This window comes from Methanobacterium spitsbergense (genome assembly GCF_019931065.1).
In the GTDB taxonomy this organism is placed as follows: domain Archaea; phylum Methanobacteriota; class Methanobacteria; order Methanobacteriales; family Methanobacteriaceae; genus Methanobacterium_B; species Methanobacterium_B spitsbergense.
The window spans coordinates 1-9,562 of sequence record NZ_JAIOUQ010000005.1; the positions used below are offsets into that span (position 1 = coordinate 1).

The 9,562-nt window shown below is 30.8% G+C and carries 12 protein-coding genes; 8 read left to right on the forward strand and 4 right to left on the reverse strand.

The window, feature by feature from the left end; translation table 11 throughout:
- Nucleotides 1-80 precede the first annotated feature (80 nt).
- The 6 genes from K8N75_RS05190 (at nt 81) to K8N75_RS05215 (ending at nt 4,196) form a co-directional block, all read left to right on the forward strand.
- A complete protein-coding gene (locus K8N75_RS05190) occupies nt 81-779 on the forward strand; it encodes a DUF4386 domain-containing protein (protein WP_223791056.1) in 699 nt (232 codons plus the stop codon).
- Nucleotides 780-803: 24 nt separating this feature from the next.
- Nucleotides 804-1,745: an NAD(P)-dependent alcohol dehydrogenase gene (locus tag K8N75_RS05195; protein ID WP_223791120.1), complete on the forward strand. Its 942-nt coding sequence runs from the start codon at nt 804-806 to the stop codon at nt 1,743-1,745.
- 11 nt (nt 1,746-1,756) lie between these two features.
- Nucleotides 1,757-2,275 carry a flavodoxin family protein gene (locus tag K8N75_RS05200; RefSeq protein ID WP_223791057.1) on the forward strand — a complete coding sequence of 173 codons (519 nt, stop codon included), beginning with the start codon at nt 1,757-1,759 and terminating at the stop codon, nt 2,273-2,275.
- Nucleotides 2,276-2,405: 130 nt separating this feature from the next.
- Nucleotides 2,406-3,152: an EFR1 family ferrodoxin gene (locus K8N75_RS05205; protein ID WP_223791058.1), complete on the forward strand. Its 747-nt coding sequence runs from the start codon at nt 2,406-2,408 to the stop codon at nt 3,150-3,152.
- A 253-nt stretch (nt 3,153-3,405) separates the two neighbouring features.
- A complete protein-coding gene (locus tag K8N75_RS05210) occupies nt 3,406-3,765 on the forward strand; it encodes a HEAT repeat domain-containing protein (RefSeq protein WP_223791059.1) in 360 nt (119 codons plus the stop codon).
- On the forward strand, nt 3,687-4,196 hold the full coding sequence (locus tag K8N75_RS05215; protein WP_223791060.1) for a HEAT repeat domain-containing protein: 510 nt from the start codon (nt 3,687-3,689) through the stop codon (nt 4,194-4,196). Before K8N75_RS05210 ends, K8N75_RS05215 begins: the two co-directional genes overlap by 79 nt.
- A gap of 175 nt (nt 4,197-4,371) precedes the next feature.
- Here the strand turns inward: K8N75_RS05215 and K8N75_RS05220 are convergent, their stop codons facing one another.
- The gene (locus tag K8N75_RS05220) at nt 4,372-4,962 is read right to left on the reverse strand and encodes a DUF2284 domain-containing protein (RefSeq protein ID WP_223791061.1); all 591 of its coding nucleotides are present in this window, start codon (nt 4,960-4,962) and stop codon (nt 4,372-4,374) included.
- A 700-nt stretch (nt 4,963-5,662) separates the two neighbouring features.
- Here K8N75_RS05220 and K8N75_RS05225 point away from each other — a divergent pair.
- Nucleotides 5,663-6,790, forward strand: a complete 1,128-nt coding sequence (locus tag K8N75_RS05225) for a hypothetical protein (protein ID WP_223791062.1) — start codon at nt 5,663-5,665, stop codon at nt 6,788-6,790.
- Between the two features lie 341 nt (nt 6,791-7,131).
- Here the strand turns inward: K8N75_RS05225 and K8N75_RS05230 are convergent, their stop codons facing one another.
- The gene (locus K8N75_RS05230) at nt 7,132-7,371 is read right to left on the reverse strand and encodes a hypothetical protein (RefSeq protein WP_223791063.1); all 240 of its coding nucleotides are present in this window, start codon (nt 7,369-7,371) and stop codon (nt 7,132-7,134) included.
- Between the two features lie 275 nt (nt 7,372-7,646).
- On the opposite strand from K8N75_RS05230, the gene K8N75_RS05235 reads away from it, so the two are divergent.
- Entirely contained in the window at nt 7,647-8,033 is a 387-nt protein-coding gene (locus K8N75_RS05235; RefSeq protein WP_223791064.1) for a hypothetical protein, read from the forward strand.
- A gap of 135 nt (nt 8,034-8,168) precedes the next feature.
- Here K8N75_RS05235 and K8N75_RS05240 read toward each other — a convergent pair whose 3' ends face one another.
- Both K8N75_RS05240 and K8N75_RS05245 read right to left on the reverse strand, forming a co-directional pair.
- Nucleotides 8,169-8,468 carry a DUF3892 domain-containing protein gene (locus K8N75_RS05240; protein WP_223791065.1) on the reverse strand — a complete coding sequence of 100 codons (300 nt, stop codon included), beginning with the start codon at nt 8,466-8,468 and terminating at the stop codon, nt 8,169-8,171.
- A gap of 178 nt (nt 8,469-8,646) precedes the next feature.
- Nucleotides 8,647-9,537: a sortase domain-containing protein gene (locus tag K8N75_RS05245; RefSeq protein ID WP_223791066.1), complete on the reverse strand. Its 891-nt coding sequence runs from the start codon at nt 9,535-9,537 to the stop codon at nt 8,647-8,649.
- Nucleotides 9,538-9,562 lie beyond the last annotated feature (25 nt).

The following is a 9,562-nucleotide window of genomic DNA, read 5'->3' on the forward strand; positions in this document are numbered from 1 at the left end:
CTAAAAACAAGAACAAAAAAAAATTCGAAAAAAGTTAATTATGAGACAGCCTCAAGTTTAAATAAATAAAAGGTGAAAAAATGAATACTTACAGAAAGACCGCAATAATTGTGGGAGTATTATTTATAGTTGCGACGGTTGCATCTATATTAGGCTCGGTTTTTTTAGGCTCGATTTTAGAAGCTCCCAATTATCTTATTAGCGTTTCTGCGCATGGAAACCAAATGATAATAGCAGTGATATTTTTCTTAATAGCTGCAATTTCTGCTTTTGCTACTTCATTTATGTTGTTTCCATTACTTAGAAGGCACATTGAAAGTTTAGCTATGGGTTATGTTGGTTTAAGATTATTTGAGAACGTTTTCTATATTGTTGGTACTATAGGTCTTCTTATGATGTTAACAGTAAGCCAGAAATATGTGGCAGGTGCAGTTGATGCTTCATATTACCAATCTTTAGGGACATTACTGCTGGCATTACAAAATTGGTCTGTGTTGATTGGGACTTTAATCTTCTTTGGTTTAGGAAGTATGACTCTCAATTATGTATTGTATCAATCCAAACTAATTCCTCGATGGTTATCAGTTTGGGGATTAATTGGAGCTGCAATAGTATTATTATATGGATCACTTGGTATTTTTGGTCTTGGAATGGGATTAACTTCCCCATTTGCAGTATTAGCCATTCCCATAGCTTTGCAGGAAATGGTATTTGCAGTATGGCTTATAGTTAAAGGATTTAATAAGTCTGCAATTGCTCCAGATTTACAAAATAATTAACTAGAAAAGGTACATTTGAATAGTGTGAAAATCATGAAAGCAGTTATATGTACAAAATACGGCCCACCAGAAGTTCTTCAACTTAGAAAAGTGGAAAAACCTGTTCCCAAGGATAATGAAGTACTGATAAAAGTTTATGCGACAACAGTGCATAGGGGGGATACGATAATGCGTAGTTTAAATATCCCTGGTCGTCGCTGGCAAGTGCTTCTTGCAAGGATATTTTTAGGGATTAGAAAACCTAAAAAAGCTATACTGGGGATGGAGTTATCTGGGAAAATTGAAGTTATAGGCAAAGATGTGAGGCTGTTTAAGGAAGGAGACGAAGTTTTTGCATCAACAGTTTGGGCAGGTTTTGGAGGATATGCCGAATACAAATGTATGCCTGAAGACGGAACACTGGCAATAAAACCGGCCAACATGACATTTGAGGAAGCTGCTGTTATCCCTTCAGGAGGAATTACAACCTTGGGTATTATTAGAATGGCAAATATCCAGAGTGGACAGAAAGTTCTTATTTATGGTGCTTCAGGTAGTGTGGGGACATTTGCAGTACAGCTTGCCAAGTTACTGGGAGCAGAAGTTACAGGAGTTTGTAGTACCACTAATTTGGAAATGGTAAAATCATTAGGAGCCGATAAGGTGATTGATTATACGGAAGACGATTTTACCCAAAAAAGTGAAAAATATGATGTTATATTTGACGCTGTAGCTAAGATTCCACCTAAACAGGCCAAAAAATCTCTGAAGAAAACAGGAATCTATCTCAACATACATATTTCTTCAGATAAAATAAAGACAAAAAATGTTATCTCCCTTCTCAAGGATCTTAAAGAGATTATTGAGGCAGGGAAGATAAGAGCAGTTATTGATAGATCTTATTCCATAGATCAAATTGTCGAGGCCCACAGATATGTCGACAAAGGACATAAAAAGGGGAATGTAGTCATTATCTTTGAACAATAGAAGGTGAAAAAATGGAAAATAATGTAAATGGTCTCAAAGAATCGTTACCAATGAAATCTCTTTTGATATTGTACTCATACCATCACCATAACACTGAAAAAGTAGCTAAAGTATTCGCTAAAGTACTTGATGCAGAAATAAAAACGCCAAAGGAAATTAAACCTGAAGAACTTCAAAAATATGATTTCATAGGATTTGGTTCAGGAATATATAGTGCCAAACACGATGAATCTCTGCTTAACCTAGCAGATTCACTACCCCGAGTTACTAACAAAAAAGCATTCATTTTCTCTACAGCAGGAATAACAGGAAAATCTAAAGCTTCTAACGATCACACTACTCTCAGGGAAAAATTAGAATCTAAAGGCTACCTAATTGTTGATGAATTTCAATGTAAAGGTTTTAATACCAATAGTTTTCTTAAGCTTTTTGGGGGAATGAATAAGGGCAGACCCAATGATAAAGACCTTAAAAATGCAGAAGACTTTGCTTTGAAAGTAAAAGAAAACAACATACAAAAGGATAATTAAGGTAGAAAATTATAGATCTAAAAATAGAATGAAAAAAGTGGATAAGAAAATAAAATCAATTCATGAGTCAATTAAAATGAATCTATCAACAGATAATCATGTTTAAAAATAATCCAAAAAGGAATTTATCATGAATATTGAAATTTATTATTTTTCTGGAACTGGTAATTCACTTGCAGTAGCAAGGGAAATCTCTGAAAAAACCAATGGTAAACTGATACCCATCCCTACAGTTATGAATCACGACCATATAACAACCAATGCAGATGTGATCGGGATTATATTCCCAGTTTATTACACAGGAATTATTAATATCCCACTTATTGTCCAGAGATTTGTTATGAAACTCGAAAACATTAATAAACCTTATATCTTTGCAGTCTGTACCTATGGCGGCGGATTTGGCACAACATTAAAACTGTTGGATAAAATGATCAATTCACGGGGCGGTCGGCTTTCATCAGGATTTGGAGTTCACATGCCCCAAAACGCCTTCACCAAGCCTTTTGAAAACAAAGAGAAATTATATCAAGACTGGAAAAAGGAGAAACTTGCCACAATTTGTGAATGTGTTTTGGCCAAGCAAGAATACAAATTCGACACTGATAGTATTCTAATCAAACCAGTGGTTAACATTTTAGAACGAATTATGAAAACTGCTATTTTTAAACCCATATTCTTAAAATCAATGTCCAATACAGCAGGATTTAAGAAAAATCCTAATCTCCCAGCAGAGGAAATAATACACCTAATGGACAACAGTTATCATACAGACGAGAACTGTAAAAACTGCACTACCTGTGCCAAGATTTGCCCCGTACATAATATTAAATTAGTTGAGGGTAAACCCGTATGGCAACATCATTGTGAAACCTGATTAGCATGCATAAAATGGTGCCCGCAAAATGCTATCCATGGATATGGTGAATTTCCTAAAAGTTATCATCACCATGATGTAATGATTTCAGACATGCAGCAGAATAAATAATATTTCAAATCATCCTAAATAGTTTTTAAAACAATATTATACTTTTAAAAAATAAATTAACTCAGTAAAATATTAATTTATGTATGAACTATAACCATCTATTCTAATTAAAAATATTGATAATTAAAGGGGTAAAATTTTAATGGATATAAAAAAGTTGTTAGGGATGGGTAAACCAGATATTAAAAAAATGGAAAAGGATAAAGACATTAAAGGACTCATGAATTTACTTAAATACACAAATGATGAGTCAGTTCGAAGGGACGCTGCTTTTGCTATTGATAAAATTACTGATTCAAGCATAACGGAACATCCCAATTTAAACGAAGAAAATTCATATTTACAAAGTAAAAGCGAAGAATATGAGGGTGAAATTGGAGAAAATTCGGTTGAAAAGCTCATAGATTCACTAAAAGATGAAGATTGGAATGTGCGAAAGACAGTGCCAAGGCTCTTAGCGAAATTGGTCAATCTGCAGTTGAACCGCTCATTAATGCATTAAAAGATGATGAGTGGCGTGTAAGATGGCAGGCTGCAGAAACACTTGGCGAAATAGGGGATGTCCGTACAATCAAACCTCTCATAAATATATTAAAAGATGAAAATAATGGTGTTAGAAGTAATTCTATTATTTCTCTTGTTAAAATAGGAGAACCTGCAGTGGAACTTCTCATTAATGCATTAAAAGATAAAGAATGGCAAATGAAAGGGTATGCTGCAGAAACCCTTGGTGAAATAGGAGATGTAAATGCAGTTATACCTCTCATAAGCACATTAAAAGATGAAAATCCGTGGGTGAGAATGTCTGCTGCCAATGCTCTGGGTAATATTGGAGATGCTCGTGCAATAGAACCACTCAAAAAAGTATTAAACGATAAAGTCAATGATGTTCAAATAACAGCTGCCAAAACTCTTGACAAACTTCTCATATAACAATATCAAGAGGTTATATAAGTGATATAATAAATGTTAGCAAAAATAGCATAAAAATTAAAGCTAATAGAGTATAAATTTAACCTGTAAATAATCTTCTATTTGTCCCCAATTCGGATTTTATTCCTCTTTAAGGAATTGTTTTATTTCTTGTGCAATGATTTCGGGGTGAAATTTATTCTATTAATAATAGAGTAAACATGCGTAACTCATTGAGATTTTTACTGGTTTGAACCTCTAATTCTAATCCTGCATTTTTAACTGTTTTAAAGACATCAATGCCCGATGCCTCCATTGAAGGTCTGGATTCAGAAGCATATTTACAAGATAAAATACCATCTTCAACTACACATTTATCACAACTTGTACAGGGGCCACAAAACCCATATACAAATGACTTGTAATATCCTGATAAAAATGCATGTTTTTCTATCTCAAACAAGGATCTGCGTATATCTTTTAAAACTTTAGGAAATAAATCATCCCTATTTTCAGTATCATATCTGTTAAATAGAGTTGATCCCTTGTATCCAATTAAAAATGCTTTAGAATACTCATTAAGCACTTTTTTGGTATCTTCTGGTTTTGGACTATAAGGTGGGCATGATAATTTTTTAGCGTAATTAGGACATCCAAACTGACATTTTAATCTAACCCAATTCTCAACCACAACTTCTTCGGGATTAATGGGTAAAACTATGCTTGCCCCATCTTTAATTGCCATATTTTTTATTTCTGCTTCTAAAATATTGAATGATTTCACCATAAAACACACCCATTAAAAAATTAAACATTTTCATCCTTTCAAGCTTATAGAAAAGTTTGATATTGTCTTAAATATATTTCATTTCATCTAATATCAATATAAATTTGAGTTATTTGCCGGTTTTAAACTTAAAACTGGTTGTAGTAATAAATGATTTCTTCACTTCAATCACTATCAATTTTGTTAAAATATTATATTAATATATATTATTTATACAATCTTGATCTTAAGCATATATATTCTTTGTTTTGAAAAGGGATGATAGAATAATCGGGGTGGACAAATTTCTTTTTATTATTACATGTTGATTTATGAAATAACAATAATTTATTTAGTATATTCCATTCTAAATCCAAAATTAAATTATATTTAACATAAAATCCATTTTTTTTACTAAATAAATATAAAGTTCAAATTATAATCAAAACCTATTCATTAAAAATTTATTATATCATTTTTTATCAGTTTAAATCACATTTCAATAGGTTAATAGTAGAGTTGAATGGAATTGAAATAATATCGTTGCTGTTGCTGTATATGAATTAATTAAATGCCGTATCTCATCTGTATTTAATTCATTTAATTATTCTTTAAAAAATAATTTTTATGAAAAATTTATTTCATTTGAAGTATAGAGTATAGTAAGTGATGAATCAGATTTTAACTTGTATTAAAAAAAGGATCCAGAGGTTTAAAAATTATGGATATCAGAGGTTTATATCTTATCGAGGGCAATACTAACCCAGATTTTGTTGAGTTGGAAAATAGAGGATTAACAACTGTATTTTATAAAGACAGTTTCTTGTTGAAGGATTATACAGTGTGTAAAAAAAATTTGAACAATCTGATAAACGATTTAGAACATACCAATCTAAAATTGATAATTAACATCAATGGATTCAAAGCTTCGGATCAATCTTCTCTAGTGGATCCAACTAACAATCAACATAGAAACACGTTAAAACAGGCCATTTTACAGTTACTCCAAGACTTTCCCGTTATTATGGGTATTTCCTTCGATGACTTCCATTGGCATTCATGGGATGGTTATACGGATGATCAGAAATCAACAATATTGGCAGAATTTGCAAAGGAAATGTCAGAAACCATACATAAACTGAATCCCTCTGTGGAAGTTTCTGCTTCACTAAACTGGAAAACCCAAACACTTCAAACAACTGCTGAAGAACTTGATTTTATAATCCCAAAAATCAATATTAGCAACAGCAATGGCATACCCCTTTCTAAGTCTATAAAAACTCTTATTGAAGAAACTCAAAAGAGAATGGTTATAGAATTATTAACCTATGATACTGCTGTAAATCTCAAACCAAGAAAACTTTCAGACATTTACAACGAGATTTCGACAGTAATAGGCATTAACGGTCCAAATTACTGTCTAAATGGATCTCCATTGATACCATTTGGTTTAGGATTTCCAAAGAGGGATTATTCATTCACAGAGGTAAATATAGATTTAAATCTGGTTTCTAAAAAGAAAACCATTACAGAAAAGTCGAGTAGAATACTGACAATAAATTTCTTAGACCAAAACAACAATCCTCTTTCTGATGATCTGTTAAAAACCATTGCAGGCAAGTATAAAATTATTGACCAGTCCACAGGAAAAATTATTAAGGATTTTACCAGTTTCACCCCAGATGATTCGGTTTATGAATTAGCACTTACAAGCGAGGATAATAGGATTATAAATCCAGATGTCTCCCAAGAAAATCATATAATAACAGTTTCCATAGTATATGGTAATGGTAAAACTGAGAACAATGAATTAACACTCACCATCTTAAATCTCACAGGGATAGAGTGAACTACCCCTCCTTTCTGAAGGGGTTTCTTCCTTCATTGAATCCACTTTTGTGGTTTTCTCAGAGAAGCTTTAATTTCCGTAGTTCCTAAGGTACTGATTAAATTTTGCTTATCCAAAGCAAAATCGCGTATATTAACTGCTGCATTGACATCCTGTTTTCTGTCAGGGGATTAAATTGTATAATGGATCTATGTACTCTGAAATGTTTTAAATTTCTTTCCAAATTTTTTTAACTTATTTCCAATTCAATTATCCTTTTTTAAGGAGGGATAGTTTGTTTTCTTCTCCTTATTTGTCAATATAATACAAATCCTACAATCAGTTAAGAATTAATTTTTTTTCTATTCTGATTTTTGTCTTTTTGTCATGATACGTGTTGCTTTTACAGATTCCCAATATGCTAAATTTTTTATAGCACACATCACTTTTTCAATTTCAGCATCATCTTTTTCAGTCCACTTCTTGCCTGCATTTTCATAAATGAACCTGAAATATCCTTTTAAAAAATCAGCGGCTATTAAATATTCTTTTTTTGCTTTTTTTAGTTCTAATTCATATTCATTATCTTCCTGTAAATCCATAAATCATATTCCCCCTAGTTATGCATTTAATTAAATTTATCCAGGTAGTATGATAATTCTATTTGAAAATAATGAAATTTTATTTTTATATATCATATATTACCTATGGATTTAATTTAAATGTTTTCAAAATAATTTTAGGATAAAATTAGATTAATTCCATCGTTTTTTTGAAATTAAAGTGTAAATAGAAAGATTATTAACAATTTCTAGATTTTATGTTGTTAGATTAACTTAAATGTGTTTAAAAACAAATCTAATACCGGTGGTATTTTATGGAAAAGTATGTTGTATCAGATTATATAAAAAATTTTGTTTTAAATAATTTTGACAATATTGAAGGATTGAGTGGTGATCGTAGCGAAGAATTTATTGAAAAGTTTAATGAAGTAATTGATAAAAACGAGGATGAAATTTATTTCAGGATGCTTGAAATAAAAGATAAAAAAACTAAGGAAATGGATGATCTTGAAATAAAATGTAATGAAGAAAATTTTGAAGACATTTTAAATGATTATTCAGCAATATTTTTAATTTCTAAAAAATATTTTTATATAGCTTATGTGGGAATTTTCAAAGATGCAGATCTAGATTACCCTAAATTTGATAAAGAAACTTATTCTCAGTTCAGTTCCGGGGTTTATATTCCGTTTGAGAAATGATTTAGTCGTTTTTTACCATTTAATTCATTTAAATTCTTATTTTTTGAATATTCTATATTCAGTGATTAAGAGTTAAACACTAAAAAATAATTGATAATATTTCTATATTTTAAAAAAGAATTTGTTAAATATCTTCTAACAGAACTTTGGAAGATTTTCTAAATTATCTTCAGTTGATGAATCCCTGTCAGTACGGATATACTCTGTTCCGCCTATGTTAACTACTTCTACTATAGCCCCTCCACACCATCTACCATCTTTTTTAATCATTGTACCAATGTTATAACCCTTATTTATGCTATCGATAACTGCTGTTACAGTCCATGTTTTTTCTAATCCATATACAACTTCGCTATCTTTGTATATTCTGACAGATTCGATATGGTTATCTTTGTAACAAACTTCTGAAATCCAATAGTCAACTTTATCTACCATTATACCCCCTGAATATTATTTTCTTTGCTAAAAGATCATTTTTTATTCATATTTATACTGTAAACTACTAAATATTATGAGAAACATTTGGATCACAATAAAAAAAATTATATATTTTGATTATCATGTCGGATCAATACCCTAAATAATAAAAATATACTTATTTTTTTTATTTGTCCTAAAGCGGTACTGTAGATACTAGCACACCATGAACAATCCATTTCATATAACTGTATCCCACAGGGTAACATGACTTTAACATTAATTCACTTTTCCCATAAGTTTTAAAATGACTTATAAGTTGATAATTATATTTAGTTTCATGGGATACAACCCTATATGTGCTCTTTTTCTTGCTTGTGTAATCTTTAATGATTATTGTGTCCCCATAGTTTAACAGATTTATATATCTCAGTACTGCTGAATATGTTGTACGATGTCCTATAAATGCACATTGACCTGGTGTTCCAAAATATGCACCGTTAGGATAATGATATACTGCATTATAATGATTAAGTGTATCAGCATGTATTGTTGGACTGATTCCAAGTTTTGGAATGATTAATTGAGCATTATACTTCAATAAATTGGTAGTTCCTGTTTTGAATTTAGTTGTGTAAGTTGCTGTTAATGTATTTCCTTCTCGATTCGCTATACAATAACGTTTTAATGAAAGTGTATATGTTGTGTATTTGTGTAAGGGTGAGTGGTCAATATACATTTTATTATCTTGGATTGTATAAGTTACAGGTATAACTGTCCCTCTGCTGTTTCTAAGTTGAATTAACTGTTTATTTGGGTTTTTTATTATTCTGTTAAAATTTATTACAATAAGCTTAGTAGTAGGAATGTTCACTGCATTATTAATTGGATTAGTACTGGTTACTTGTGGTGGATTTAATGACACCAAATTTTTAACATTGTTATAAGATGTAGATGAATTTATTTTAGTAGATGTATGGTTGGTTTCTACGGATACAGCAGATACCGCCCCTGCTAAAACTAATACTGAAATAAATAGTACTGAAAAAATTAATAAAAACTTTTTCAAATTTATTTTCCCCTCCATATATAATCCCTCCCTATAATATATC